This is a genomic window from Rathayibacter sp. PhB127 (genome assembly GCF_003751665.1).
Lineage (GTDB): Bacteria > Actinomycetota > Actinomycetes > Actinomycetales > Microbacteriaceae > Rathayibacter > Rathayibacter festucae.
This window is the reverse complement of the sequence record NZ_RKHW01000002.1, coordinates 558692-583149: the sequence shown is the minus strand read 5'-3', so window position 1 is coordinate 583149 and position 24458 is coordinate 558692. Positions and strand designations below refer to the sequence as shown.

Sequence of the window (24458 nt, the reverse complement as noted above, 5' to 3'; positions counted from 1 at the left end):
GGCGGGGCCGTAGCGTGAGGGGCATGGCCCGCTCACTGCTCCCCGCCCAGACCTGCCGGATCCGCGTGCTCGACGTCGCGAGCGGCGAGGTCACCACGGTGTTCTCCTCCGACTCGCTGCTCGTGGAGGCGCCGAACTGGTCGCCGGACGGGTCGTTCCTGGTGGTCAACGGGGACGGCGGGCTGTTCCGGCTGCCGCTGGGGGACGCACCGGTCGGTCCCGCCGGGCTCGAGGCGATCCCGCTCGACGGGGTGCCGGACGAGCTGAACAACGACCACGTTCTCGCTCCCGGCGGCGGCACCGCCTACGTCTCGGCCCGCGACGGCCACCTCTACGCGGTCGCGCTGGACGGCTCGGCGCCGGCCCGGCGGATCACGACCACGGGCCCCGTGCCGCGCTTCAAGCACTACCTGCACGGCGTCTCGCCCGACGGCCGGCTGCTCGCGCTGATCGGCGGCGGCGAGGACGCCACCGGCCGCTGGGTCACCAACGTCTACACGATGCCGGCCGAGGGCGGCTCGCTCACCGCGCTGACCGACGACGCGCACCCGGACGACGGCGTCGACTTCTCCGCCGACGGCGAGTGGCTGCACTTCAACTCCGAGCGGGAGGGCGGCGTCGCCCAGCTGTTCCGGATGCGGCGCGACGGCTCCGGGATCGAGCGGCTCGTGGCGTCGGACACGGTCGACTGGTTCCCGCACGAGTCGCCGGACGGCGCGCACCTGCTGTATCTCGCCTACCCCGCCGGGACGGCCGGGCACCCGGAGAACCTGCCGGTCGAGCTGCGGCTGATCGCGCTCGAGGGGCGCGCGGCCGGCGACACCTCGCCGGGCCAGGTGGTGCAGTCGCTCTTCGGCGGCCAGGGCACGATCAACGTCGCCGGCTGGTCGCCGGACGGGGCCCGCTTCGCCTACGCGGACTACCCGCTCGGCGGCTGACGCCCGCCGCCCTGAGCGGGTGCGCGAGGCCCGCCCCACCTCCGGCTCGCGGAACCCCCTCCGGCTCGCGAGAACCGGCCGTTCCGGCGTGCCGGAGTCGGTTCCGCGTGCCGGAGGGTCCGCCGGTGCGCAGCTCCGGCTCGTGGAACGTGCCCGGGCTCGCGAGAACCTGCTGTTCCGGCGTGCCGGAGTTGGTTCCGCGTGCCGGAGGTCCTTCCGCTGCGACCCGCCCGCCGTCTTCCGCGGACGTTCGGCACGCCGAATCGGCTCGGACTCGCGAGAACCAGCTGATTCCACGAGCCGGAGGTGTTCTCGCGTGCCGGAGATCGAACCGGGCGGGCTCCGGCTCGTGAAACGTGCCCGGGCTCGCGAGAACCTGCTGTTCCGGCGTGCCGAAGGAGGTTCCGCGTGCCGGAGGTGCTGTCCTGCGGCGGGCGGCTGAGTGCTTGCTCCGCATGCGCGGCGGGGGATCGGCAGTGCGGCCCGCGGCGAGTTGAATCGGGGGATGACGATCGACAGCGCAGCTCCGTCCCCCGACTCCCTCACCCGCGCGCCCCTGGGCGACTCCGGCATCGAGGTCTTCCCGCTCTCCCTCGGCGGCAACGTCTTCGGCTGGACCGCCGGGAAGCAGACCTCCTTCGACGTCCTCGACGGCTACGTCGCCGCGGGCGGCGACTTCATCGACACGGCCGACTCCTACTCGGCCTGGGTCCCCGGCAACCACGGCGGCGAGTCGGAGACGATCATCGGCGAGTGGCTCTCGCGCCGCTCGGGCTCCCGCGACGACGTCGTGATCGCGACCAAGGTCAGCCGGCACCCCGAGTTCACCGGCCTCGCCCCCGACAACGTCCGCAAGGCCGCGCGCGCCTCGCTCGGGCGCCTGCGCACCGACCGGATCGATCTCTACTACGCGCACTTCGACGACGACGCCGTGCCGCTCGAGGACATCGCCCGCGTCTTCTCCGAGCTCGTCGACGAGGGATTGGTCCGCGCGATCGGAGTCTCCAACTTCAGCGCCGAGCGCATCGCCGAGTGGCTGCGCCTCGCGAAGGAGGGGGGCCTGCACGCGCCGGTCGCCGTGCAGCCTCACTACAACCTCGTCGAGCGCGACATCGAGGCGGACGTCCTGCCGCTCGCCCGCGAGGCCGGCCTCGCCGTCGTCCCGTACTACGCACTCGCGTCCGGCTTCCTGACGGGCAAGTACCGCGACGGCTCGACGCCGGACAGCCCGCGCGCCTCGGGTGCCGCGCAGTACCTCGACGCCCGCGGGCGCCGGGTGCTGGCCGCCCTCGATGCCGCCGCCGCGGCCCACGACGCCGAGGTCGCGACCGTCGCCCTCGCCTGGCTCCGCTCGCAGGACGGCGTCGCCGCGCCGATCGCGAGCGCCCGCGTGATGGAGCAGCTGCCCGCCCTCGTCGCCTCCGCGACGCTCGAGCTGACGGCGGAGGAGCTGGCCGCACTCGACACGGCGAGCCGCTCGTAGCCGGGTCCCGATACGCCGCTGCGCGGCTGCTCGACCGGCATGAGGCCCCGCTGCGCGGCTGCTCCGCCCGCGCCTTCATGCTGATCGAGTAGCCCGCAGAGCGGGCGTATCGAGTTCAACCCGCCCGGACCACCCCCTCCACCCCGCGGTCAACACGGCCCCGTGGAGGTGCTATCGTCTAACGGTGCCAAATCGCGGGCACGCCCCGAGAAGGGCAGTCAGACCCGCAGGTGCGCCCCCTTAGCTCATTGGTAGAGCACTTCCTTGGTAAGGAAGAGGTAGTGGGTCCGATTCCCACAGGGGGCTCCGTTCCCGGCAGGCCAGCCTCCGGAAACGTGCGGCGGGGTAGCTCAGGTGGTTAGAGCACACGGCTCATAATCGTGGTGTCGCGGGTTCAAGTCCCGCTCCCGCTACATCGAGAAGGCCCCGGTTCGCACGTCGAGCCGGGGCCTTCGTCGTCCCCGCTGCCCTCCTCCCGCGAGATGCCACTTGTGCACGCGACACGCCGTGAAAGGCGTGCACAAGTGGCATCTCGCGGAGACGACCGGTCGTCAGAGCATCGAGATCGTGCGGTTCTCGATCCGGAGGACGCCGTCGCACTCGGCGAGGAAGTCCGCCTCGCCGTGCATCGTCAGCAGAACGGTGACGCCCTGAGCCACCCGCTCGCGGAGGACGTCCTTGACGACCGCGACGCTCTCCGTGTCGAGCGCGGTGAACGGCTCGTCGAGGAGGAGCACCTTCGGCTCCTCCATCAGGGCCTGCGCGAGAGACAGCTTCTGCTTCATCCCCGAGGAGAAGGTGCGGACCGCCGCGCGCCCCGTGCTCTGCAGACGTACCGAGGCGAGCGTCGCGCGGATCTCCTCGATTTCGATGCGCCTGCGGATCGCGGCCAGTCGCAAGAGGTTCTGCTCCGCGGAGAGGCCGGCGATGTAGGCGGGGCCGTCGATCGTGATCCCGAAGCCGTCCGGGAACGTCCGCCCCTCCGGCGAGATCGAAGGGTCGACGCTGATGCTGCCCGAGTCCGGCCTGAGGAAGCCGCAGAGCAGTCGCAGCAGGACCGACTTCCCGGAGCCGTTCGGACCGAGGAGGGCGTAGAGCCCGCCTCGGCGCAGCTCGAACGCGACCTCGCTGTAGAGCAGATTCCCGCGGATGCTCTTGGACACACCCTCGACCGTGATGGCGTTCGTCATGAGCGACCTCTTTCTGTTCTTGGATGCCTCTCGACCAGTCGAGACGCGATGACTGCTGCGATGAGGACGATGCAGGCGCTCCCCAGCGCCAGCGCCGTCCCGTGGAGGACGCTCGGCCAGCCCCCCGCGCTCCTCCACAGACCCGCGATGCCGAGCGGGTTGCCCTCGAGGAGCTCGCTCGGCAGGAAGGCCAATCCGGCCGAGAAGGCCGCGGGGGCCGCGCCCGATCCGGCGAGCGGCGCGAAGGCGGAGGCGGCGACCGCGACCAGTGTCAGCTGCAGCGTTCCGTTGACCAGGAGCTGATAGCCCACCACGGGGTCGGCGAAGGACGCGAGCTCGCCGGGGGCGCCTCGCAGGAGCGCCTCGGCACCGGCCAGAGCGCCGACGAGCGCGCTCACTCCGAGTGCACGGGCGAGGAGCCCTGCGCCGAGTCGCCGATTCCGAGCGCCGCTCGATCCGTACCGGATCAGCTCGCAGCGGAGGATCGGGCGTCGGGGATCGAGCTCGCTGAGCTGCCAGGTCATCGCGAAGCCCGTGACGACGAGGACGGAGAACAGGGTGGGTGCGAGAGCGCCCGCCGGGCCCGCGAAGAGAGGACCGAGGACTCTCCCCTCGACCCCGGGTGCCGGATTCCCCTCGGAGACCGACTGGAGCCCCGTCGGCCCGAGCGCGGCCGTGCCGAGGAGGAGGACGTACGCCGCCCATCCGGCACCCCAGGACCGCGCAACTCCGGACAGCCGGCGATCCTGGACCCGGACGGCGCCGAGGAGGACGACCTCGATCGAGAGGAGGACGACGGCGGCGGCGAGCACGCCGAACGGCCGCCCGAGGTGGAGCGAGGAACTGGAGAGGAACGCCGAGCTGACGGCGGAGTCCCTCGGGAGTCCCCCCGCCGCCGAGACGGCGAACCAGCCGAGCAGCACCGTCGCCGCCGGCCCGACGAGGACACTCCCGCCTGAGAGCACCCAGCAGGCGGAGAGGAGGGACCCGATCGTCGCGAGGAAGAGCAGGAGGAGCGGGAGCTGGAGCAGCACTCCGACGGGCGGGGGCAGCGCGACGTCCGAGAGCAGTGCAGTCACCGATCCGGGCACGCGCGCGACGTCGTTCGCCAGCCCGAGGGAGCACACCCAGCACGTCGTCAGTACCCCGAACAGGACGACCGCAGCACTCGCCGCGTCGCTGCGCAGGAGGACGAGGAGCGCGTTCCTGAGCGATCCGGCCCTGATGCACACGGATTCCGGAGGGAGGGACCTCGATGCCAGGAAGAAGGCGATGCACCACGGCGCTCCCAGTCCGTAGCAGACGAAGAGCGGGTCGTTCACGACTTCGACCGCCACGTCGACGAATCCGAACGAGGAACCCGACGCGGTCCAGAGCATCCGCTGGTGGATCGAGTACGCGGCGGCAGCCGCGAGGGCCCAGCCGGCGAGCAGCAGGCGGACACGGCGGGAGAGCGAGGCGATCATGTCAGCGCCGGGAGTCGCTGGGCTCTGCCGAGAATCCGCCGTGCGGCGAGAACCGTCGCGGCTCCAGCGACCGCGAGCGGCAGGACCATGATGCCCATCGGTGCCTGATCGAGACCGAACGGGAAGGCTCCGTACATGAATCCGAGAAGTGGATGGTCGACCAGAGCGACAGCCATCGTCTCGACGAAGAAGATCACTGCGGGCAGCACCATCGCCAGCCCCAGGTTCTTCAGTGCGACCAGTGCGAGCACCCCGGCCACCGCCGTGATCGCGCCCCAGGCACCCAGCACCGAGGAGTAGCCGATCAGGTACACCGGCCAGCCGAAGGCGAGCAGCTGCGAGTAGTTCACGCGCTCCAGGGCGTTCCGTTCCACCTCGTCCGGTGCGAGTCCGTACACGACCGGATCGATGAAGGGCGCACCCAGCTCCGGCCAGATCCCGAAGGCGATCAGTCCGGGAAGGAGTGCGGCGACGAAGCCGAGCACGAATCCTCCGAGGGCGACGCTCATCATCCGGGTCGCCAGGTAGGACCGGAGATCCATTCGCGCGCGGACGAGGACGACGAACCTGTTCCTGATCTCGGCAGCGGTGCCGCTGCAGCAGGCCGTCGTGATGAAGACGGGGAAGAGGATGATCATCGGGGAGATCATGAACTGGGAGTAGACGTCCAGCTCATCGCGGTGGACACCGCCGCCCACCTCCGCCAGCCCGAGAGCCGTCGGACCGACGACGAGGATCGCACCGAGGAGCGCCTGCGGCCAGCGCAACGACGACCGCAGATCGGTGAGGACCAGTGCGAAGCGCGAAGGCACGGTCGTGTCGATGGTCGGGCTCCGGCTCTACCAGGCCTGCCACTGACCGCGAACGTGCACCTGATAGATGGTGAAGGGGGTCGTTCGAAGCGCGGACGTGAGAGTCTCGGTGCCCGCCTCATAACTGTTCGGGAGCCCGTGGACGATGTTGTCGTCGGTGATCGAGAAGATCTTCGTGCCTCTGTCGCAGTTGACGAGCGCCTGGCACATCTGCGCGTCCATCTTGTAGTCGCTGCCGATCTCCCGGAGCTGGATGGTGCCGTTCCGATTCGACTCGTACTTCGTCTGGTAGGTGGTCGACGTCGGCGACTGGAACCCGCCGGCGTTCTTGTCGAAGCTGTCCGCGAAGACGTTCGCCTGCGCCGTCGCCGCCATCCCGACGCTCAGCCAAACTGCTCCTGCGAGGGAAGCGATTCGTGTCGATCTCTTCATGGCCGTCCCTCGATTCGTCGGTCGGACCCAGCGCCGCGACCACATCTATATGACCACTAAGCGAGGAAATTTCACACACCCCTCTTCAGGGCACACGGTCTGAGCGAGATGCCACTTGTGCACGCGACACGCCGTGAAAGGCGTGCACAAGTGGCATCTCGCGGACAGTACCGATGGGGCGGCCGAGGGCTTAGGTAAGGTAAGCCTTACCAAACCCGGCGGTGCGTCCGCCCGCAGCACGGAGGCTCCGCATGGCCCGCTCGTCCGCCCCGACCCGCCCCACCGATCCGCAGGTCGTCACCGTCGAGGTCGTCCGCACCGCGCGCGTGACGCCCGGGATGCAGCGCGTCACCTTCGGCGGGCCCGGGGTCGCGCTGCTGCACCCGCTCGGCCACGACCAGTGGTTCCGCCTCTTCCTGCCGCGGCCCGGGCAGGAGGCGCTGCGGCTGCCGACCCGCTCGAGCGCGCTCTGGTACGCGCAGTACCTCGCGATGCCGAAGGCGCAGCGGCCGGTCGTCCGCAACTACACCGTCCGCCGCTACCGGGCCGAGGGCGCCGACGGCGGACCCGAGATCGATGTCGACTTCGTCGTGCACGGCGAGCCGGGGGCGGCGGGGCCCGCCGTGACCTTCGCCCTCACCGCCGCGGTCGGCGACCGGGTCGGCATCCTCGACCAGGGGCTCGGCTACCGCCGGGCGGACGGCTCCGACTGGTGCCTGCTCGTCGCCGACGAGACGGGACTGCCGGCGGTCGCGGGCATCCTCGCCTCGCTGCCCGAGGACCGCGCCGCGCACGTCTTCCTCGAGCTGCCCTCCGAGGCGGACCGCCAGCCCGTCGTCGCCTCCGACGCCGTCACCGTGCACTGGCTGCCGCGCGCCGACCCGCACGCCCGCCCCGGCGAGCACGCGCTCGCCGTCCTCCGCGACGCGACCCTGCCTGCGGGCCGCCCCTCCGTCTTCGCCGTCGGCGAGTCCTCCCTCGCCACCGGCGCCCGCCGCCACCTCGTGTCCGACCGCGCCGTCGACAAGCGCGCCATCACCTTCATCGGCTACTGGCGCCACGGCGTCGCCGCCCCCTGACCGGCGCCTCCGCGAGATGCCATTTGTGCACGCGACACGCCGTGAAAGGCGTGCACAAGTGGCATCTCGCGGAGAAGCGTCAGACCTCGCAGCCGGCGAAGAGGACGTCGGGGGAGGAGACGAGGTCGTCGAGGGTCAGCAGGCGGGTGAGATCGTGGCCGGCGGCCAGGGCGTTCGCGCGCTCGAGGGCGGTCTGCGGGGCGAGGCGGCCCTCCATCACGCCGCCGAGGGCGCGCACGGCGCAGGCGGCGACGACCCCTTCGGGGGTGCCGCCGATGCCGAGCACCAGGTCGACGGCGCCGGAGGGGTCTGCGGCCTCGATGGCGACCGAGACGTCGCCCTCGCCGCGCAGCGACAGCGCGATACCGGCCTCCCGGAGGGCAGCGATCAGTCCGGCGTGCCGCGGCTTGTCCAGCACGGCGACCACCAGCTCGGAGACCGGCTTGCCGAGGGCGTCGGCCAGCCGCCGCGCGTTCTCGGCGGGCGGCAGGTCCAGCCCGACGGCCCCCGCCCCCGCGCCGGAGCAGACCAGCTTGTCCATGTAGAAGACGTCGCGCGGATCGAGCATCGTGCCGCGCGGGGCGAGCGCGATGACGCAGACCGAGCCGGGGATCCCCTCCGCCGTCAGCCGGGTGCCGTCGAGCGGGTCGACCGCGACGTCGCAGGAGGGGGAGTGGGCGCGCCCGAGCCGCTCGCCGTTCGCGAGCATCGGGGCGTCGTCCTTCTCACCCTCGCCGATCACGACGACGCCGGCGAACGGTGCCTCGGCGAGCATCGCTCGCATCGCCGCGACCGAGGCCGCGTCGGCGGCGAGCTTGTCGCCGCGGCCGTACCAGCCGCGAGCGGCCTCCGCCGCCGCCCGGACGCTCGCGGCCACCGCCTCCCGCAGCTCGGCGGAGTAGGACGGCGACGCGATCAACCGGACGTCGCTCACGCGCGCGCCGGCTGCGACGTCGCGGTGCGGACCAGCCGCTCGAGCGTGCGCAGGCCGTCGGAGGACAGCACCGATTCCAGGTGGCCCTGCACGGAGGCGACTCCCTCCCCGCGCAGCGCGTCCACGATCCCCGTCGCCGGGTCGCGCGAGATCTCGAGGTCGAGCAGCGGCGTGCTCGAGACGTCCGCACCCGCGACCGACGAGAAGGTGTTGTAAAAGCCGATCGCCGCGTCCTCGCCGAAGACGTCGACCGCCAGCCGCACGCCCTGCCGGGGCGCGGGCAGCGGCTCGACCGGCAGCCCGGCGAGCAGCGAGAGCATCTGGTGGCTGAGGCAGACGGCGAGCATCGGCCGCTCCGAGGCGAGCCGCTCGGTCATCAGCGCCCGCAGCCGGGCGATCCGCGGCTCGGAGTCGTCGCGCGGGTCGCCGGGGCCGGGGCCGAACACGACGAGGTCGTCGCTCAGCACGTCCTCGACGCTCGACCAGCGCTCGACCCGGGCGTCCATGCCGAGGTGGCGCAGCTGGTGCGCGAGCATCGTCGTGAACTGGTCCTCGTTGTCGACGATGAGCGCGGTGTGCCCGGCGAGGCCCTCGATGTGCTCCGGCGCCTGGGGCCGCAGCCAGAACGAGGCGAGCCGCTCATTGCGCGCCTCGAGCGCCTCCTGCACGCCGGGCTGCGCGTTGAGGTCGATCGCCGGCGGGATGTCGCGGTGCGGGAGCAGCCCCAGCGCGGAGAGCACACCGGAGGCCTTCGCGCGGGTCTCGGCGACCTCGCCCTCCGGCGTCGAGTGCCGCACGAGGGTCGCGCCGGCCGGGACGGTGAGCCGGCCGTCCTCGCGGAGGTACGCGGTGCGGATCAGGATCGGCGCGTCGACCGTGTAGCCGTGCTCCTCCGGCTCGAACAGGGCGAGGACACCGGAGTAGTAGCCGCGCGGCTCCTTCTCGTACTCCGCGATCACGGCGCAGGCGTTCTCCATCGGCGAGCCGGTGACGGTCGGCGCGAACATGGTCAGCCGCAGCACCTCGCGGACGTCGAGATCGGTGCGCCCCTCGAGCAGGTACTCGGTGTGGCTCAGCCGCGACATCTGCTTGAGGAACGGGCCGAGGATCCGCCCGCCGTTCGGGCAGACGGCGCTCATCATCTTCATCTCCTCGTCGACCACCATGAAGAGCTCCTCGCTCTCCTTGACGTCGGCGAGGAAGGCGAGCACCTCGGCGCCGGTCGGGCCGGCCGCGGGGTGGCGGAAGGTGCCGCTGATCGGGTTCATCATCGCCACGCCGTCGCGGACCGAGACGTGGCGCTCCGGGGTCGCGCCGACAGCGGTGACGGCCGGCGAACCGTCGGCACCCGGGGTGTGGATGGCGAAGGTCCAGTAGGCGCCCGATTCGTCGGTCAGCAGCCGGCGGAACCAGGCCAGCACCGCCTCGACCGCGGGAGCGTCCGTGTGCGCGACGAAGGCGCGGTTGATGACGAAGTTCGCACCCTCGCCCCGGCCGATCTCGTCGTCGATCACCCGGCGGACGATCTCCGCGTACTCCTCGTCGGGCACGTCGAAGCCGCGCTCCTCGACGGGGATCTCGCGCTCGGGCAGCAGTCGCAGCACCTCGGCGAGCGGCACGCTCTCGCGCTCGCGCACCACGAGGTTGCGCAGCGGGGCGCCGTCGTCCTTCGCCGCGAAGCCGCGCTCGCGCACCTGGCGGTAGGGCACGAGGGTCAGCACGTCGGCGCCGTCGAGCGGGATGTCGGCGAGGCCGTCGACATCGACGACGTCGCCGGTGAAGACGTCGACGTCCGTCCGGCCCTGCCGGAGGACGACCGCGAACGGCAGCGTTCCGTCGGAGGCGAGGATGCGGGAGAGGAGCGAGGTCATCGTGGTCCTTGGGTCGGGGTGTCCCTCACCCGGGCCCCGACATGCAGAACGACCGCCCGGTCGAGGCGGTCGTGTGCGCGAGGAGTCTGCGCGTCGGCCTGCCTAGGAGGCGGGCCACCAGGGGCGGAGGGTCGACGTGAGCACGGGGGAAGTCTAGGGGAGGCGCCGCTCGGGCGGCCACCCGATCAGGCGGTCGCGGCGTCGGGCGCCGGGTCGATCCGCTCCGTCGACTCGCCGCGGAGCGTGCGCAGCAGGAGGGTCGCCCCGGCCGTCGCCGCGGGGGTCGCGAGCACAGCGCCGCCCGGGATCAGGAAGGCCAGGTAGACCGCGATGCCGAAGCCGAGCGACACCGCGCGGCGCTCGCCGAGGAGCCGGCGGCGATCGCGCAGTGCGAGTCCGCGGGCGTCGCCGGCGAACCCGGTCAGCTCGAGGGCGAGCGCCCGGCCGCCGACGAGCGCGCCGGCGACCAGCCCGACCACCTGCCCGACGACCGGGATGATCCCGAGCAGCACCAGCACGACGCCGATCGCCAGCGAGGTGCCGACCAGCACCGAGGAGTCGCGCAGTGTGCGGCCGAGTCCGCGCCAGAACCCCGTCTCGTGCTCGTCGGGCACGCCGCCGAGCTCGTTCTCGACGCCGCGCCAGATCCGCTCGTAGAAGGGGTCGCCGACGAGCAGGGTGACCGCGGCGAAGAGGACGACGCCGAGTGCGACGATCGCCCCGACCGCGGCGATGGAGAGCAGGAGGCGGACGGTGCCGGCCGCGGCCTCGTCCCAGCCGTCCACGAACGGCGTCAGCGCGCGCACCACTTCGTCGATCCGGGTGAGAACGAGCACCAGCACGCCGACGAAGACGAGGCCGACGATCAGGGGCGGGATCGCGCCGAGGAGCATCGCCCGGGGCGAGCGGACCCAGGTGCCGAACCCCCTGCCGAAGAGCCGTGCGCCGAGGGCCAGGTCGCGGAGGATCGCCATGGCTCGATCCTCCCAGAAGCGCCGTTACGCGATCGATGCAGAGCGCCGCGCCGCGGGGGATGTGCGGACGCTCAGGCCGCTGATAGACATCAGCCAGGCGCCACGGGGGCAGCTTCGGCGCCGATCCCGCATCCACATTCTCGAGAAGGAATACATCCATGTCTCTCCGGGGGACCCCTCTCCGCTCGCGCTCGCGTCTCGCGTGCCTCACCCTCGCCGTCGGCCTCGCCGCCGGTCTCCTCGCGCCGGGGGCGGCCGCGAGTGCTCGTGTGGAACCGACGCCGTCGGCGAGTCCTGCGGCGGAGTCGGCAGCGGCTCAGGCCGCCGAGCCGGCGCCGACCACAGCGCCGACGTCCGCGCCGACCGCGACCGCCGTGCCCACCGCGACCGCCGCGCCGACCGCGACCGCCGCGCCGACCGCGACCGCCGCGCCGACCGCGACCGCCGTGCCGTCTCCGGCACCCGTCGCGAGCGACGACACCGACCCCTCCTGCCCGGACGGCGCGCGGGCGGTCGCGATCGACTTCGACGCGATCACCGTCGACTGGAAGGCCGCACCCGGTTTCGCGACCGTCGCGCTCCCGGAGGCGTCGTTCCCGGACTGCGCCGCGTCGGCGGACATCGTCCTCGTCGCGCAGGGCCCCGACGGCGAGTACTCCGGCGGCATCGGCGTCACGGTCCCCGTCGAGCGGGACGGCGGCGCGCCGCAGACCGCCCTGGTCCCCGCGCCGGCCGGCTCGCGCACCGTCCTGGTGACCACGAAGCTCTACGGCATGCGCGGCGGATCGTTCATCGATCTCGCCTCCGAGCAGTGGCGCTCCGCAGCGGGAACGGCACTCGACCCGTCGACCGCCGACACCGCCGTGTCGCTCGACGGTGAGATCTCGATCGCCACCGCCCCCGGGACGCTCACGCTGTCGGTCCCGCCCCGAGCGAGCACCGGCCGCTACGACGAGGCGAACATCGGCTACTTCGTGACCCAGGACAACGGCGTCGGTGTCGCACTGGACACCGTCGAGCAGGTCCCCGCCGAGGGCCTGCCGGCCCGCACCATCGAGGTCGCTCTGCCGTACACGGCCGACTGGACCGTCTCGGTCCAGACCTCGGGGGTGAACGAGGGCGTCGAGATCTTCCGCAGCGAGATCCTGCGCGAGACCCTCCGGGTGCTGAGCGCCTTCGACTCCTGCGCTGACGGCCTCGACCGCTCCCAGGCGAACGAGCCGTTCACGGTCGACGCCGTCGGCGGAGTGGGCACCATCGCCGTCACGGTCGGCGCCTTCGCGCTGCCCGACTGCTTCGACGAGGTCACCCTGCGCGTCCTGGTCAAGAAGTTCAACAACGACGACGAGCAGGAGGGTGTCGAGCTCGGTCCGCTGCAGAGCGACGCCACCTTCGACGGCGCGACGGTGCGCGGCTCGTTCGCGCCCGGTCGCTACTTCGTCGTCGTCCTGGTCTCGGCCGCGGTGGACGGCGAGTACGACGGCCTGTTCCAGGTCTTCGATCCGAGCGTCAACATCGCCGCCGATCAGCGGGAGCCGATCGTCGTGACCGCTGCCGCGGCGTCGACCGCGACCGCGACCGGCGGCCGGCACCTGGCCGCCACCGGTGTCGAGACGGCGGGCGCCGCCTCCGGTGCGGCCGCCCTGCTGGCCCTCGGCCTCGTGTCGCTCGTCGCGGCGCGTCGTCGCCGGAGCGCGCAGCAGTCCTAGCCGCTGCAGACGAAGGGCCCGGGAGCGTCTGCTCCCGGGCCCTTCGTGCGTCCCGCCTCGTGCGCTCGCCTCAGGCCAGCGCGAACGGGGCGAGCAGCCCCGTCATCTCCTTCGGGCGCGGTGCCGCGAACTCGTCGCGGCGCGAGGTCGTGACTCCCATCGCGACGAGGCCCTCGACCAGCCGGACCGCGGCGGCGACCCCGTCGATCACCGGGACGCCGAGCTCGCGCGAGAGGTCGCGGCAGAGGTCGGCCATCCCCGCGCAGCCCAGGACGATCACGTCCGACCCGTCCGTCGCGAGCGCGGCCGCGCACTCCTCGAGGATCACCCGGCGCGCGTCGGAGTGCGGGTCGTCGAGCTCGAGCACCGGGATGTCGCAGGCGTGCACTCCCGCGCAGGCCCGGTCGAAGCCGGCCCTGTGCGCGATGTCCCAGGCCCGCCCGCTGGTGCGCGAGAGCGTGGTGACGACGCTGAACCGCCGGCCGACCAGGGACGCCATGTGCATCGCGGCCTCGGCGATGCCGATCACCGGTCCGCGGGCGATCTCGCGGGCCGCGTCGATCCCCGGGTCGCCGAAGCACGCGACGACGTAGCCGTCACTGCCCTCGGCGTCGCCGCGGACGATCTCGTGCAGCAGCCCCGGGACGGCGAGCGCCTCGTCGTAGTGGCTCTCGATCGAGGCCGGTCCCATCGGCGGCGTGACGGCGACGATCTCGGTGCCGACGGAGGCGACGGACCGCGCGGCGCGGCCGATCGCCTCGGTCATGTGCTCGCTGGTGTTCGGGTTGACGACGGTGATGCGCACGGCGCTCCTCGGGATGCTGCGGGGGTGGAACGGCCGCCACGCCACCGGCCGGTCCTCGAAAGTTGCGGTAGTCACGCGCGACTACCGCAACTTCTGGAGGATGGAGTGGATGGCGAGGCGGGGTAGGGACGGGTGGGGAGGGCTCGGGTCAGACCGTGCTGCCGTCGCTGACGTTCGCGAGGTCCTCCTCGAGGCGGCCGATCCTCGGGGAGCGGCGCTCCAGGACGGCCATCGCGACGAAGCCGAGGCCGCAGCCGAGGAACCAGCTGTAGTCGCCGAGCCAGGTGAAGGACGGGCCGCCCGCCTCCTCGATCCAGCGCGGCACGAGCACCGAGAGGACGGAGGGGAGGCCGCCGATCACGGTGGCCCAGACGGCGTTGGGGTTGAAGCCGCGGGAGAACCAGTAGCGGCCCTTCTCGCTCATCGTGTAGAGGTCGTCGACCCAGACGCGCTGACGGCTGACCAGGTAGTAGCCGGCGATCAGGACGCCGAACAGCGGGCCGATCAGGGCGCCGAGGATGCCGAGCGTGTAGTGGATCGCGGTGTCGTTGGAGTACCAGTTCCACGGGGTGAGCAGCACCGAGCCGACGGCGGCGATCATGCCGCCCATCCGCCAGCTGATCTTCTTCGGGTTGACGTTGGAGAAGTCGAACGCGGGCGAGATGAAGTTGGCGACGATGTTGATGCCGATCGTCGCGATGACGAAGGTGAGCCCGCCGAGCAGGACGGCGAACCAGGTGTCGATCCGCTCGACGGTCTCGATCGGGTCGGTGATCAGCTCGCCGAAGACGGGGACCGTCGCGGAGGCGGTGATCACGGTGAGCAGCGAGAAGAAGAGGAAGTTGATCGGCAGGCCGAGGAGGTTGCCCTTCTTCACGGCGCGGTAGCTGCGGGCGTAGCGCGAGAAGTCGCCGAAGTTCAGCATCGGACCGGAGAAGTAGGAGACGACCAGCGCGACGGCCGAGATCATCACCGGGATCGAGGCGCCGAGGTCGAGGGGCTCGCCCGAGCCGAGGTTCAGCGAGATGTTCTCCCAGCCGGCCTGCGAGACGAGGTAGATCGCGAGCACGAGCATCACCACGTAGACGGCGGGGCCGGCCCAGTCGATGAAGCGGCGGATCGACTCCATGCCCCGCCAGAACAGCGCGGCCTGCGCGACCCAGAGGATCGAGTAGGAGAGGTAGCCGAGGGCGGAGAGGCCGAGGAAGGAGGCCTCGGGGGTGTTCCAGGAGGCCATCGCCGGGAAGAACTTGAGGAACACGATGTTGAGCGACTGCGCGGCGAGGTAGGTCTGCACGCCGTACCAGGCGATGGCGATCAGCCCGCGGATGATCGCGGGGATGTTCGCCCCGCGGACGCCGAAGATCGCCCGGTTGATCACCGGGTAGGGCACGCCGGTGACCTGGCTGGGCTTCGCGACGAGGTTGCAGAAGACCTGCACGATCACGATGCCGACCACGAGGGCCACCAGCACCTGCCAGCCGGCGAGGCCGAGCGCGAAGAGCGAGCCGGCGGTGACGTAGCCGCCGACGCTGTGCACGTCGGACATCCAGAACGCGAAGATGTTGTAGCTCGACCAGCGCTGCTTGACGAGCGGGGCGAGGTCCTCGTTGGCGAGGCGGTCGTCGTAGCCGGGCTTGACGAGCGAGGGGCCGGCGAGCCCGGCGCTCTCGGCCGGCGGCGCGGTCGACGGGTCGATGCGGGGTGCAGTGGCGCGGTCGGTCATGGTGGATCCACCTCTCGGGCGGGCGTGCGCGGGTGGGCGCACGGAGCGGATGTGTCAGGGTGGTCGAGGCGGTCGGCCGTGGCGATCGGCCGCCTCCGCGCGAGCGGTGGGCGTTCGGATCGTGTGAAGTGATGACTTCACACGGGAGAACCTAGGGCTCCGCCGGTCCGCGTTCGTTTCGCCCCCGTTACAGCTGTGTGACGATCACCGAGGAGAGGACGGCGTCCCGCATGCCCACCGACGAGACCGCCCGGGATTCCGCGGTCTCCGCGGCTCCGGACGTCGTCGCCGCGCTCCCCGGGGCGGTCCGCGAAGGCGTCGGCGCGCGCCTGCGCGAGCTGCGTCTCGCGTCGGGGATGTCCCTGCGCGCGCTCGCCCGCGAGCTCGGCATCTCGGCCAGCGCGGTCTCGCAGATCGAGCGGGGAGCGATGCAGCCGTCGGTCGGGCGCCTCATCGCGATGGTCGGCGCCCTCGGCGTCCCGCTCTCCGCCGTCTTCGACGAGAGCGCCGCCGGCGGTGCGGCGGCCGGCGGGCCGGGCGGGCCGAGCGGCGGAGGGGACCCGGGGGCGACGACGGCCGTGGTCCGCGCGGGCGAGGTCGCTCCCGTCCTCCTCGAGGGGGGCGTGCTCTTCCGCCGGCTGGCGCCGCAGCCCGTCGATGCGGTCGACTTCTTCGAGTCGACCTATCCGCCGGGGGCGACCTCGACCGCGCAGCGTCGGTTCCTGCGCCACGACGGCATCGAGATCGGGACCGTCACGCTCGGCGAGCTCACCGTCGAGTTCGAGGACGAGACCGTGGTCCTCGCGGCGGGGGATGCGATCACGTTCCCCTGCGAGCGCGGCCATCGGATGATCAACCGCGGCGCCACGACGGCCGTCGCGACCTGGCTGATCGTCCACCGCTGACGCGGCCCGCGGGGCCGCCATCCCGGTATGGCACAGTGACAGCATTCCTCCACAGGGGGGAGTTGCCGGGTGCCTGTCCACATCCCCGGCGGATCCGGTCGGCGGGCCCGCCGCGATGTCGGTGCCGCCTGGTGTGCTGTGCGCCTCGAACGATTGGTGCGGAACATGGACGGACGACAGAACAGGCGAGACGACGACGAGTGCCCCCGCTGGTGCGCGGGGGAGCACGACGAGATCGAGTGCCCCGAGGAGCGGCTGCACCGCTCCCGGGCGCAGTCGCTCCCGCTCGTGCTCTGGTGCGGGGACGGTGCGTCGGGCGAGCCCGTCGCCGCCGTCGTGCACGTCTCGCTGTGCCGGCCCGGCCGCCGGGGCGAGGAGCGGCTGCGCCTCGAGTCCGACGGGCTCGGCGCGGTGGACCTCGATCTCAGCGCGGCGGCGCGGCTGGCGCGCGGCGTCGAGACGACGCTGCGGCTACTCGGCCCCGGCGGCGCCGGATGAGCGGGGCGGGTTCGGCGGCAGCAGGTCGGAGAGCTCGATGTCGAGGGCCTCGCAGAGGGCGAAGAGCGTCTTCAGCTGCGGGTTCGCGGGCGAGCCCGGCTTCGACTCGCCCTTCTCGAACTTCTGGTAGGTGTAGCCCGCCAGTCCGGCGGCGTGGGCGATGCGCTCCTGGCTCTCGCCCTTGGCCATCCGGGCGCGGTGGAGGTTCGTGCCGAGCTCGCGGGCGTAGGTCATCCAGTCGCGTTCGGGGTCAGGTGTGGACATGCTCGCCAGCTTCGGAGAAGAATCGTCCGCGGTCACCCATACGCGCGTGGGTAATTGCCGATGGTCATACGTGCATGACCCTCGTCGAGGGGGAGGGGCCTCGGAAGGCGCCAGGAGCCCGAGAGGCTTCCGAGGCCAGCGCCTAAGATGGCCGGGTGCCAGTGAACCCCGACCTCACCGAGCGCGTGTTCGCGCCGACGGAGCCCTACCAGGTGGGCCGCGAGAAGGTGCGCGAGTTCGCGCGCGCCGTCTCCGCCGAGTCCCCTCTCCACCTCGACCCCGCGGCCGCGCGCCGTGCCGGCTACCGCGACGTCGTCGCCCCGCCGACCTTCGCCGTGGTGGTGCAGGAGTTCACCCTCGCCCAGCTGCTCGCCGCTCCGGACGCCGGCATCGACTTCAGCCGGGTCGTCCACGGCGACCAGCGCTTCAGCTACTCGCGCCCCATCGTCGCGGGCGACGAGCTGACCGCGACCCTCTCGGTCGCGAGCATCAAGCAGCTCGGCGCGCACTCGATGATCACCACGCAGTCGACCATGGTCGACGCCGACGGCGCCCACGTCGTCACCGCCCTGTCCACCCTCGTCGTCAGGGGAGACGAATGAGCGCCGAGCGCCCCGTCCTGTCCGAGCTCACCGTCGGCGACGTCGTCGGCGAGCGGCGCTTCCACCTCGAGCGCGGCTCGCTCGTGCGCTACGCCGGCGCCTCGGGCGACTTCAACCCGATCCACTACCGCGACGACGTCGCGGCCGAGGTCGGGCTGCCCGGCGTGCTCGCCCACGGCATGCTGACGATGGGCACCGCCGTGCAGGTCGTCGTCGACTGGGTCGGCGATCCCGGCCGTGTCGTCGACTACCAGGTCCGCTTCACGCGGCCCGTCGTCGTCGACCCGAAGGAGGGCGCCGAGCTCGACGTCATCGCGAAGGTCGGGGCGCTCGACGCCGAGGCCGGGATCGCGCGCATCGACCTCGCTGTGACGTACGGCGGCCAGGCGGTGCTCGGCAAGGCGCAGGCGCGCGTCTCGCTGGCCTGATCCCGCACCGATGACGACACCCGCCCTCTCCACCCTCACCACGCTGCGCGTCGGGGGAGTCCCCGAGCGCCTGCTCGAGCCGGCCACCGAGGCCGAGCTCGTCGCCGCCCTCCGCGAGGTGTGGGCCGAGGACGAGCCCTGGCTGCTGCTCGGCGGAGGCTCCAACCTCCTCGTCGGCGACGACGGAGTCGAGGGGACCGTGGTGCGCGTGCGCACGACCGGGATCGAGCGGCTCGAGACGGGCCGGCCCGGCGCGGTCCACCTCCGCGTGCAGGCGGGCGAGTCGTGGGACGGCCTCGTCGCGGCCACCGTCGAGCACGGCTGGGCGGGGCTCGAGGCGCTCAGCGGCATCCCCGGGACGGTCGGCGCGTCGCCGGTGCAGAACATCGGCGCCTACGGCCAGGAGCTCTCCGACACCCTCGTCGCGGTCGACTTCCTCGACGAGGGCGCGCAGGAGCCCGTGCGGCTGACGGCGGCCGAGCTCGAGCTGGGCTATCGGACCTCCGCCGTCAAGCAGGGTCGACGCGGCGCCGTCCTCGCCGTCGAGTTCGCCCTCGAGGACGTCGGCGGAGCGGGTCTCGGCGCTCCCGTCGCCTACGGTCAGCTGGCCAGTGCGCTCGGCGTCGAGCTGGGCGACCGCGTGCCGCTCGCGGAAGTGCGCGCGAGCGTGCTGCGGCTGCGCGGCGCGAAGGGGATGGTGCTCGATCCGGACGATCCGGACACCGCCAGCGCCGGCTCCTTCTTCACCAACCCGATCGTCACCGTCGCGGCCGCGAGCGGCCTGCCGCCGACCGCGCCGAGATGGCCGGAGACTCCGGCCAGCGACGCCCCGCTGGTGACCGCCCTCGCCGACGTCGAGGCAGGGGCGCCGATCCGGCTGCCCGCCCCGACCTCGCCCGACGCACTGGTCAAGCTCAGCGCCGCCTGGCTCATCGAGCACGCCGGGATCGCCCGCGGCTTCTCGCTCCCGGGCTCGCGCGCCGCGGTGTCGAGCAAGCACACCCTCGCACTCACGAACCGGGGCGGCGCGACCGCCGAGCAGATCGCCGAGCTCGCCCGCTACGTCCAGGGCCGCGTGCTCGCCGAGTTCGGGATCCTGCTGCACCCCGAGCCCGTGGTGGTCGGCACCACCGTCTGACTCCCCGCGCCACGGACCGCGCGGCGCGCGTCCCCGCCCTACGGGGAACGGTGGGTCTCGATACGCCCCTGCGGGGCTACTCGACCAGCATGGTGGACGTCAGGCGTCGCGGCGGATCCAGCGGAAGGTGAGGCGGCTCGCGATCAGGCCCAGGACCAGCCAGATTCCGAGGGCGATCGCGACCCCGGTCAGGTCCCAGTCGCCGTTGACCTCGGCCTGCTCGAAGTCGGCCGGCAGGAAGACCGCCCGCATGCCCTGCGCGATCCACTTGAGCGGGAAGACGCTCGCGATCGTCTGCAGCCAGTCCGGCAGGGTCGTGAAGGAGAGGTACGACCCGGAGACGAACTGCAGCACGAGCAGCGGCGGGACGATGACGGCCGTCGCGCTCTTCCCAGTGCGGGGGAGGGCGGAGACCGCGATGCCCAGGATCGCCGAGGTCGCCACTCCGGCCAGGTAGATCCAGGCGAAGGTCGCCCAGCGACCGCCGTCGGTCGGCAGCGGCACCGAGAACGCGGTCGCGGCGACCGCGAGCAGCAGCGCTGTCTGGGCGACGCTCGTCACGAGCACCTGGCCGAACTTGCCGAGGAAGTAGCTCAGGACGGGCAATGGTGCTCCGGCGAGGCGCTTGAGCGTGCCGTCGCCGCGCTCGATGGCGATGTCCACGCCGAGGTTCTGCACCCCGGAGAGCAGGATGCCCGCCGCCGCGAGTCCCGGCACGTAGTACTCGGCCATGCTGATGCCCGGGTCCTGCGGGTCCGCCTGCATCACCGCGCCGTCCCCGAACGCGACCGAGAAGATCGCGAGCAGCAGCACCGGGAAGAGGAAGGTGAAGAACACCTGGTCCGGCGCGCGGAAGTACGAGCGCACCTCGTAGCGGGCGCGGGCGGCGCCGAGCCGGAGGGTGCGGCCGGCACCGGTGCGCAGCGCGGGGCGGGGGGCGGCGACGGCGCTCATGCCGGCTCTCCGATCACGTCGAGGGCGGTGTCTCCGGCGCGGTCGTCGCGGATCAGGTCCAGATAGATGTCCTCGAGGCTGGGCCGGAGGACCTCGAGGGCCGTCGGCTCGCCGAGGCGGGCGCTCAGCTCGGCGACGACGCGGGCCGGCTCCGTGGTGCGGAGGCGACGTCGCGCGCCGTCCTCCTGCCACTGGACGATCGGCACGCGAGCCTCGTCGCCGCCGATCTCGTCCATCCGTCCGATCGCGAGGAGCCGGCCGCCCGCGATGACCGCGGCCCGGTCGGCCAGGTGCGCCGCCTCGTCGAGGTAGTGCGTGGTGAGCAGGATGGTCGTGCCCTCGCTCTTGAGCAGCGCGACCAGGTCCCAGAACGCGTGCCGCGCCTCCGGGTCGAAGCCCGTCGTCGGCTCGTCGAGGAACACCAGCTCCGGACGGCCCACGATGCCCAGCGCCACGTCGACGCGGCGGCGCTGCCCGCCGGAGAGCTTGCCGATGCGCGAGCGCGCCTTCGCCGTGAGGCCGACCGCCTCGATCGTCTCGTCGACGTCGCGCGGGCTCGGATAGAGGCTCGCGAAGTGGGCGATCTGCTCGCGGACCGTGGCGTTGCCCGATTCCCCGCTGGACTGCAGCACGATCCCGAGTCGCGACTTCCAGGCGAGGTCGCCGTGCCGCGGATCGACGCCGAGCACCGATGCCTCGCCGCCCGAGCGGTCGCGGTAGCCCTCGAGGATCTCGATCGTCGTCGACTTGCCCGCCCCGTTGGGCCCGAGCAGTGCGAACGTCTCCCCGCGCGCGATCTCGAACGACACCCCGCTCAGCGCGGGCGCACCCCCGTAATCCTTCCGCAGATCACGGACCCGGACGGCGTCTTCAGGCGTCATCCCCCCAGCGTGCCCTGTCCCGCCCCCCGACGACAGTCATCCGCCCTACGAGCCCCCACTTGCGCCCACCCCACCCGGCGTGTCAGGCCCCCAAGTGGCATCTCGCGAACCCTCCTACGGGCCCGACGGCAACAGGGCCGAGCGTCACCGGCGATCCGCGTGCTAGCGGATCGTCGTACGCGGTACGCAGGACGCTCTGCGGGACGCGCCCACGTCAAGAAGCCGACCGCGGCTGATCGACGACGAAGGAGGAGATCAGCTCAGAAATACCGTCGGCGATTCGCGTGCTAGCGAATCGTCGTGGGCGGACGCGAGACGCTCTGCGAAACGCATCCACCTCAGGAAGCCGACCGCGGCTGATCGACGACGAAGGAGGAGATCAGCTAACGGCACCGAACAGCGCTTGAAGGCGCTTCGCGCCTTCGAGCAGTGCGTCGTCGCCGAGCGCGTAGGAGAGGCGGAGGTAGCCGCTGGGTCCGAAGGCCTCGCCGGGGACGGTGGCGACCTCGGCCTTCTCGAGGATCAGGTCGGCGAGCTCCAGCGAGGTGGTGGGCGTGACGCCGTCCCACTCGCGGTTCAGCAGTCCACGGACGTCCGGGTACACGTAGAACGCGCCACCGGGCGTCGGGCAGTCGACGCCGTCGATCGCGTTGAGCGCGTCGACGATGGTGCCGCGGCGGCGCTCGAACGCGAGGCGCATCTCCTCGGCGGGCTCCTGGGGGCCGGTGAGGGCGGCGATCGCCGCGCGCTGCGAGATGTTCGAGACGTTGCTCGAGAGATGGGACTGCAGGTTCGAGGCGCCCTTGATCGCGTCGGCGGGGCCGACCATCCAGCCCACGCGCCAGCCGGTCATCGCGTAGGTCTTGGCGACTCCGTTGACGAGGATCGTGCGGTCGCGCAGGGCGGGGACGGCCTCGACGATCGAGGTGGCGCGGGTGAGCGGGCTCGCGTCGTCCTGGCCCTCGGCCGCGTAGACCAGGTTCTGGTAGATCTCGTCGGCGATCACCCAGAGGCCGTGCTCCTCGGCCCACTCGCCGATCTCGCGGGTCTGCTCGGCGGAGTAGACCGCGCCGGTGGGGTTGGAGGGGGAGACGAAGAGGAGGACCTTGGTGCGCTCGGTGCGCGCCGCCTCGAGCTGCTCGACGGTGACGAGGTAGCCCTGGTCCGCGCCGGCGAAGACGTCGACCTGCACACCGCCGGCGAGCTTGATCGCCTCGGGGTAGGTGGTCCAGTACGGCGTCGGGACGAGCACCTCGTCGCCCTCGTCGAGGAGGGTCTGGAACGCCTGGTACACGGCCTGCTTGCCGCCGTTGGTGACGACGACCTGCGACGCCTCGACGGCCCAGCCGGAGTCGCGCGCGGTCTTCTCGGCGATGGCCTCGCGGAGGTCGGGCAGGCCGGCCGCCGGCGTGTACCGGTAGTTCCTCGGGTCGAGCACCGCGGCCGACGCGGCCTCGACGATGTGCTGCGGCGTGGTGAAGTCGGGCTCGCCCGCGGCGTAGGAGATCACCGGCCGCCCCTGGGCCTGGAGGGCCTTCGCCTTCGCGTCGACCTTGAGGGTCGCGGACTCGGCGATGGCGGCGATGCGGGCGGAGATGCGCGTGGTGGAGGACACGACGGCCAGCGTATCGCGCGGGCGCGGGGGCCTCCAGGCGACGGGTCGCGCCCGGCTGGACACGTCCAGCGGGTCCACGTACACTCGTCTGCGGTAGTCGAACGCTGCCAGGATTCACAGCGCCCGAGGCGGTTGCTGAGGCTCCCGAAGACGTTCGACTCCTCCTCGGATGCTCGCAACGGCATCCATAGGGCGGTGGCTCAATTGGTAGAGCAGCGGTCTCCAAAACCGCAGGTTGCAGGTTCGAGCCCTGTCCGCCCTGCACATCGATGCCCGTCGCTCGCGGTCCCCGCGATGCAGCGGTCATCGGTCCAGGACCGCCCACGGGCGGTCGGCCACACCGGAGGTTCCGGTGCGGGAAAGGTGCGTGCAGGTGGCCGGGAAAGCAGTCGACGAGCCGAGCGAGGACGTCGTCGCGATCGCCAATCAGCAGCGCGAGGCGCGGCGCAGTCCGTTCGCGCGCATCGCCCTCTTCATCCGGCAGGTCATCGCCGAGCTGAAGAAGGTCGTCACGCCGACGCGCAAGGAGCTCGGCAACTACGTCGTCGTGGTCCTGATCTTCGTCGTGATCATGATGGCGCTGGTGTCGCTGCTGGACTGGGTGTTCGCGCTCGCCGTGACCTACGTGTTCGGCACACCGGCGTCCTGACCCCCGCCACCCGACCCGGGAGCGTCCCGTCCGCACGAGCGGGGGACGCCGACGGCAGCGGCACGCGATTCCCGACGGGACGCGGCCGATCGATCGAGAGAGAGTTACGAGTGTCTGACAGAAACCGCGACGACGTCGACTGGGCCACCGCCGCCGAGCAGTCGTCCGAGGTCGACGAGGTTCAGGAGGGCGACACTCAGATCCAGGCTGAGGACGCCGTCGAGCCCGCCGAGGAGGGCGCCCTGAGCGTCATCGACGAGAACGAGTCCGAGGACGACCTCGCGTCGGACCTCGAGGCCGCGCTCGACGCGATCGGCTCCGTGGACGACCCCGAGGCCGACTCGGCCGTCGACGAGGCAGCGCACATCGACACCGTCGAGGAGGCCGAAGCGGCCCTCGAGGCCGTCGAGGACGAGGCCGAGGTCGCCGCGGAGGACGCGGAGGCCGAGGGCGAGGACCTCGCCGACATCGACCCGTACGAGGCGTTCCGCGCCGAGCTGCGCGGCAAGATGGGCAAGTGGTACGTCATCCACTCGTACGCGGGCTTCGAGAAGCGCGTGAAGTCGAACATCGAGAACCGCAAGGTCTCGCTCGAGGCCGAGGACTACATCTTCGAGGTCCAGGTCCCGATGGAGGACGTGGTCGAGATCAAGAACGGCCAGCGCAAGATGGTCACCCGCGTGCGCATCCCCGGCTACGTGCTGGTGCGCATGGACCTCAACGAGGACTCGTGGTCGGTCGTCCGGCACACCCCGGGCGTCACCGGATTCGTGGGCAACGCCCACAACCCGACGCCGCTGCGCTTCGAGGAGGCCTTCACGATGCTGAAGAGCCTGGTCGAGATCAAGGAGGTCGCGCCGTCCAAGACTGCCGGCGTCAAGGGACAGAAGCAGGCGCAGCGCGTGCTGCCCGCCGAGGTCGACTTCGAGATCGGCGAGACCATCACGATCAAGGAGGGCTCGTTCGCGGGTCTTCCCGGCTCGATCAGCGAGATCAAGCCCGAGAGCGGCAAGCTCACGGTCCTCGTCTCGCTCTTCGAGCGCGAGACCCCGGTCGAGCTGTCGTTCGATCAGGTCACCAAGCTCTGACGACGGACCCCCGTCCG

The 24458-nt window shown here is 71.9% G+C and carries 24 protein-coding genes and 3 tRNA genes; 14 read left to right on the top strand and 13 right to left on the bottom strand.

Going from position 1 to position 24458, the window contains the following annotated elements; genetic code table 11:
• The first annotated feature begins 23 nt into the window (after positions 1-23).
• The 4 genes from EDF22_RS13085 to EDF22_RS13070 all read left to right on the top strand — a co-directional run bounded on the left by EDF22_RS13085 (position 24) and on the right by EDF22_RS13070 (position 2834).
• Complete coding sequence (locus tag EDF22_RS13085) at positions 24-938, top strand: PD40 domain-containing protein (protein ID WP_123705319.1); 915 nt, start codon at positions 24-26, stop codon at positions 936-938.
• A gap of 505 nt (positions 939-1443) precedes the next feature.
• Positions 1444-2421 (top strand): aldo/keto reductase, encoded by a 978-nt coding sequence (locus EDF22_RS13080; RefSeq protein ID WP_123705318.1) that lies wholly within the window; start codon positions 1444-1446, stop codon positions 2419-2421.
• A gap of 234 nt (positions 2422-2655) precedes the next feature.
• Positions 2656-2727, top strand: a tRNA-Thr gene (locus tag EDF22_RS13075).
• Between the two features lie 33 nt (positions 2728-2760).
• A tRNA-Met gene (locus tag EDF22_RS13070) sits at positions 2761-2834 on the top strand.
• 138 nt (positions 2835-2972) lie between these two features.
• On the opposite strand, the gene EDF22_RS20865 is transcribed toward EDF22_RS13070, so the two are convergent.
• The 4 genes from EDF22_RS20865 to EDF22_RS13055 are packed head-to-tail and all read right to left on the bottom strand — an operon-like array spanning position 2973 to position 6264.
• Complete coding sequence (locus EDF22_RS20865) at positions 2973-3611, bottom strand: ATP-binding cassette domain-containing protein (RefSeq protein ID WP_185038919.1); 639 nt, start codon at positions 3609-3611, stop codon at positions 2973-2975.
• Positions 3608-5077 (bottom strand): hypothetical protein, encoded by a 1470-nt coding sequence (locus tag EDF22_RS20860; RefSeq protein ID WP_185038917.1) that lies wholly within the window; start codon positions 5075-5077, stop codon positions 3608-3610. The genes EDF22_RS20865 and EDF22_RS20860 overlap by 4 nt, the downstream gene beginning before the upstream one ends.
• A complete protein-coding gene (locus tag EDF22_RS13060) occupies positions 5074-5889 on the bottom strand; it encodes a hypothetical protein (protein WP_123705317.1) in 816 nt (271 codons plus the stop codon). The genes EDF22_RS20860 and EDF22_RS13060 overlap by 4 nt, the downstream gene beginning before the upstream one ends.
• 27 nt (positions 5890-5916) lie before the next feature.
• Positions 5917-6264: a hypothetical protein gene (locus tag EDF22_RS13055; RefSeq protein WP_123447840.1), complete on the bottom strand. Its 348-nt coding sequence runs from the start codon at positions 6262-6264 to the stop codon at positions 5917-5919.
• Between the two features lie 308 nt (positions 6265-6572).
• Between EDF22_RS13055 and EDF22_RS13050 the strand changes: the two genes are divergently transcribed.
• A complete protein-coding gene (locus EDF22_RS13050) occupies positions 6573-7400 on the top strand; it encodes a siderophore-interacting protein (protein ID WP_123705316.1) in 828 nt (275 codons plus the stop codon).
• Positions 7401-7479: 79 nt separating this feature from the next.
• Here EDF22_RS13050 and EDF22_RS13045 read toward each other — a convergent pair whose 3' ends face one another.
• The 3 genes from EDF22_RS13045 to EDF22_RS13035 all read right to left on the bottom strand — a co-directional run bounded on the left by EDF22_RS13045 (position 7480) and on the right by EDF22_RS13035 (position 11179).
• Positions 7480-8334 carry a fructose-bisphosphatase class II family protein gene (locus EDF22_RS13045; protein ID WP_185038915.1) on the bottom strand — a complete coding sequence of 285 codons (855 nt, stop codon included), beginning with the start codon at positions 8332-8334 and terminating at the stop codon, positions 7480-7482.
• Positions 8331-10205: an anthranilate synthase family protein gene (locus EDF22_RS13040; RefSeq protein ID WP_123705314.1), complete on the bottom strand. Its 1875-nt coding sequence runs from the start codon at positions 10203-10205 to the stop codon at positions 8331-8333. Before EDF22_RS13040 ends, EDF22_RS13045 begins: the two co-directional genes overlap by 4 nt.
• A 185-nt stretch (positions 10206-10390) precedes the next feature.
• Complete coding sequence (locus EDF22_RS13035; RefSeq protein WP_123705313.1) at positions 10391-11179, bottom strand: EI24 domain-containing protein; 789 nt, start codon at positions 11177-11179, stop codon at positions 10391-10393.
• Positions 11180-11337: 158 nt separating this feature from the next.
• On the opposite strand from EDF22_RS13035, the gene EDF22_RS13030 reads away from it, so the two are divergent.
• Complete coding sequence (locus EDF22_RS13030) at positions 11338-12888, top strand: hypothetical protein (RefSeq protein WP_148059185.1); 1551 nt, start codon at positions 11338-11340, stop codon at positions 12886-12888.
• Positions 12889-12958: 70 nt separating this feature from the next.
• Here the strand turns inward: EDF22_RS13030 and EDF22_RS13025 are convergent, their stop codons facing one another.
• Together EDF22_RS13025 and EDF22_RS13020 are read right to left on the bottom strand one after the other, a co-directional pair.
• Complete coding sequence (locus tag EDF22_RS13025; protein ID WP_123705311.1) at positions 12959-13693, bottom strand: aspartate/glutamate racemase family protein; 735 nt, start codon at positions 13691-13693, stop codon at positions 12959-12961.
• Between the two features lie 148 nt (positions 13694-13841).
• Entirely contained in the window at positions 13842-15419 is a 1578-nt protein-coding gene (locus tag EDF22_RS13020; protein ID WP_123705310.1) for an NCS1 family nucleobase:cation symporter-1, read from the bottom strand.
• Positions 15420-15649: 230 nt separating this feature from the next.
• Here EDF22_RS13020 and EDF22_RS13015 point away from each other — a divergent pair, with 230 nt between their 5' ends.
• Positions 15650-16324 (top strand): helix-turn-helix domain-containing protein, encoded by a 675-nt coding sequence (locus EDF22_RS13015; protein ID WP_123705309.1) that lies wholly within the window; start codon positions 15650-15652, stop codon positions 16322-16324.
• 165 nt (positions 16325-16489) lie between these two features.
• Positions 16490-16822, top strand: coding sequence for a DUF6907 domain-containing protein (locus tag EDF22_RS13010; protein ID WP_123705308.1), 333 nt, complete (start codon positions 16490-16492; stop codon positions 16820-16822).
• Here EDF22_RS13010 and EDF22_RS13005 read toward each other — a convergent pair.
• On the bottom strand, positions 16796-17086 hold the full coding sequence (locus EDF22_RS13005) for a helix-turn-helix domain-containing protein (RefSeq protein ID WP_123705307.1): 291 nt from the start codon (positions 17084-17086) through the stop codon (positions 16796-16798). The genes EDF22_RS13010 and EDF22_RS13005 overlap by 27 nt on opposite strands.
• Positions 17087-17241: 155 nt before the next feature.
• Between EDF22_RS13005 and EDF22_RS13000 the strand changes: the two genes are divergently transcribed.
• The 3 genes from EDF22_RS13000 to EDF22_RS12990 are packed head-to-tail and all read left to right on the top strand — an operon-like array spanning position 17242 to position 19254.
• The gene (locus EDF22_RS13000) at positions 17242-17688 is read left to right on the top strand and encodes a MaoC family dehydratase N-terminal domain-containing protein (RefSeq protein WP_123705306.1); all 447 of its coding nucleotides are present in this window, start codon (positions 17242-17244) and stop codon (positions 17686-17688) included.
• A complete protein-coding gene (locus EDF22_RS12995; RefSeq protein ID WP_123705305.1) occupies positions 17685-18116 on the top strand; it encodes a MaoC family dehydratase in 432 nt (143 codons plus the stop codon). Before EDF22_RS13000 ends, EDF22_RS12995 begins: the two co-directional genes overlap by 4 nt.
• A 10-nt stretch (positions 18117-18126) precedes the next feature.
• Positions 18127-19254, top strand: coding sequence for a UDP-N-acetylmuramate dehydrogenase (locus EDF22_RS12990; protein WP_123705304.1), 1128 nt, complete (start codon positions 18127-18129; stop codon positions 19252-19254).
• A gap of 99 nt (positions 19255-19353) precedes the next feature.
• On the opposite strand, the gene EDF22_RS12985 is transcribed toward EDF22_RS12990, so the two are convergent.
• The 3 genes from EDF22_RS12985 to EDF22_RS12975 form a co-directional block, all read right to left on the bottom strand.
• Positions 19354-20208, bottom strand: a complete 855-nt coding sequence (locus tag EDF22_RS12985) for an ABC transporter permease (protein WP_123705303.1) — start codon at positions 20206-20208, stop codon at positions 19354-19356.
• The gene (locus EDF22_RS12980) at positions 20205-21089 is read right to left on the bottom strand and encodes an ABC transporter ATP-binding protein (protein ID WP_123705302.1); all 885 of its coding nucleotides are present in this window, start codon (positions 21087-21089) and stop codon (positions 20205-20207) included. The genes EDF22_RS12985 and EDF22_RS12980 overlap by 4 nt, the downstream gene beginning before the upstream one ends.
• A 379-nt stretch (positions 21090-21468) precedes the next feature.
• Positions 21469-22713, bottom strand: coding sequence for a pyridoxal phosphate-dependent aminotransferase (locus EDF22_RS12975; protein WP_397460167.1), 1245 nt, complete (start codon positions 22711-22713; stop codon positions 21469-21471).
• 180 nt (positions 22714-22893) lie between these two features.
• Here EDF22_RS12975 and EDF22_RS12970 point away from each other — a divergent pair.
• From EDF22_RS12970 to nusG, 3 genes are all read left to right on the top strand, one after another.
• Positions 22894-22966 (top strand) — tRNA-Trp (locus EDF22_RS12970).
• A 111-nt stretch (positions 22967-23077) separates the two neighbouring features.
• On the top strand, positions 23078-23353 hold the full coding sequence (secE, locus tag EDF22_RS20855) for a preprotein translocase subunit SecE (protein ID WP_123447877.1): 276 nt from the start codon (positions 23078-23080) through the stop codon (positions 23351-23353).
• A gap of 110 nt (positions 23354-23463) precedes the next feature.
• The gene (gene nusG / locus EDF22_RS12965) at positions 23464-24441 is read left to right on the top strand and encodes a transcription termination/antitermination protein NusG (RefSeq protein WP_123447823.1); all 978 of its coding nucleotides are present in this window, start codon (positions 23464-23466) and stop codon (positions 24439-24441) included.
• Positions 24442-24458 lie beyond the last annotated feature (17 nt).

Coding starts and splice junctions, on each gene's coding strand:
- EDF22_RS12985 (WP_123705303.1), bottom strand. CDS start 20,208: ATGAGCGCCGTCGCCGCCCCCCGCCCCGCGCTGCGCACCGGTGCCGGC.
- EDF22_RS13080 (WP_123705318.1), top strand. CDS start 1,444: ATGACGATCGACAGCGCAGCTCCGTCCCCCGACTCCCTCACCCGCGCG.
- EDF22_RS13030 (WP_148059185.1), top strand. CDS start 11,338: ATGTCTCTCCGGGGGACCCCTCTCCGCTCGCGCTCGCGTCTCGCGTGC.
- EDF22_RS13040 (WP_123705314.1), bottom strand. CDS start 10,205: ATGACCTCGCTCCTCTCCCGCATCCTCGCCTCCGACGGAACGCTGCCG.
- EDF22_RS13035 (WP_123705313.1), bottom strand. CDS start 11,179: ATGGCGATCCTCCGCGACCTGGCCCTCGGCGCACGGCTCTTCGGCAGG.
- EDF22_RS13010 (WP_123705308.1), top strand. CDS start 16,490: ATGGACGGACGACAGAACAGGCGAGACGACGACGAGTGCCCCCGCTGG.
- EDF22_RS12990 (WP_123705304.1), top strand. CDS start 18,127: ATGACGACACCCGCCCTCTCCACCCTCACCACGCTGCGCGTCGGGGGA.
- EDF22_RS12995 (WP_123705305.1), top strand. CDS start 17,685: ATGAGCGCCGAGCGCCCCGTCCTGTCCGAGCTCACCGTCGGCGACGTC.
- EDF22_RS20865 (WP_185038919.1), bottom strand. CDS start 3,611: ATGACGAACGCCATCACGGTCGAGGGTGTGTCCAAGAGCATCCGCGGG.
- EDF22_RS12980 (WP_123705302.1), bottom strand. CDS start 21,089: ATGACGCCTGAAGACGCCGTCCGGGTCCGTGATCTGCGGAAGGATTAC.
- EDF22_RS13015 (WP_123705309.1), top strand. CDS start 15,650: ATGCCCACCGACGAGACCGCCCGGGATTCCGCGGTCTCCGCGGCTCCG.
- EDF22_RS20860 (WP_185038917.1), bottom strand. CDS start 5,077: ATGATCGCCTCGCTCTCCCGCCGTGTCCGCCTGCTGCTCGCCGGCTGG.
- EDF22_RS13055 (WP_123447840.1), bottom strand. CDS start 6,264: ATGGCGGCGACGGCGCAGGCGAACGTCTTCGCGGACAGCTTCGACAAG.
- EDF22_RS13050 (WP_123705316.1), top strand. CDS start 6,573: ATGGCCCGCTCGTCCGCCCCGACCCGCCCCACCGATCCGCAGGTCGTC.
- EDF22_RS13020 (WP_123705310.1), bottom strand. CDS start 15,419: ATGACCGACCGCGCCACTGCACCCCGCATCGACCCGTCGACCGCGCCG.
- EDF22_RS13085 (WP_123705319.1), top strand. CDS start 24: ATGGCCCGCTCACTGCTCCCCGCCCAGACCTGCCGGATCCGCGTGCTC.
- EDF22_RS13005 (WP_123705307.1), bottom strand. CDS start 17,086: ATGTCCACACCTGACCCCGAACGCGACTGGATGACCTACGCCCGCGAG.